Origin of the sequence: Brenneria alni, assembly GCF_003666245.1 — a bacterium.
Taxonomy (GTDB): Bacteria; Pseudomonadota; Gammaproteobacteria; order Enterobacterales; family Enterobacteriaceae; genus Brenneria; species Brenneria alni.
This window is the reverse complement of the sequence record NZ_MJLZ01000128.1, coordinates 1-557: the sequence shown is the minus strand read 5'-3', so window position 1 is coordinate 557 and position 557 is coordinate 1. Positions and strand designations below refer to the sequence as shown.

1 protein-coding gene is annotated in these 557 nt (G+C 61.4%); it reads left to right on the top strand.

Going from position 1 to position 557, the window contains the following annotated elements; genetic code table 11:
- Nucleotides 1-557 (top strand): glycyl-radical enzyme activating protein (locus tag BIY29_RS19975; protein WP_121576730.1); only part of this gene is annotated, 557 nt, incomplete at both ends.

Below are 557 nucleotides of genomic sequence, written 5' to 3'. Positions count from 1 at the left end.
CTACGCGACAAGCCGTTTTACCAGCGCACCGGCGGCGGAGTGACTCTTTCCGGCGGCGAGCCGTTTATGCAGCCGCAGGTGACTCATCGGCTGCTGCAACGCTGCCGCCAAGAGGGGCTGCACACGGCGATTGAAAGCTGCCTGCACGTGCCGTGGAAATACATCGAACCCTCGCTGGACGTGCTGGATCTGCTGCTGGCCGACTTAAAACACGTGGATGAAACCGCGTTTAAACGCCTGACCGGCGGCTCGGCCAAGCGAGTGCTGGATAATTTCCGCCGACTGGCACATGCCGGGCAACCGCTGATTGTTCGCGTGCCGCTGATCCCCGACTTCAACGCCGATCGCGCCTCGGTACGGGCGATTGTCGACTTCGCTGCCGGAGAAACCGGCAGCCGGGAGATCCATTTTCTGCCTTACCACACGCTGGGCATCAATAAATACGCCCTGCTCGACCAACCCTATCTGGCCCCGCGCCAGCCACTGAATGACCCCGATCTGCTGACGTTTGCCCAAGATTACGCCGCCGAAAAGGGGCTGACTGCCCTACTGAGAGG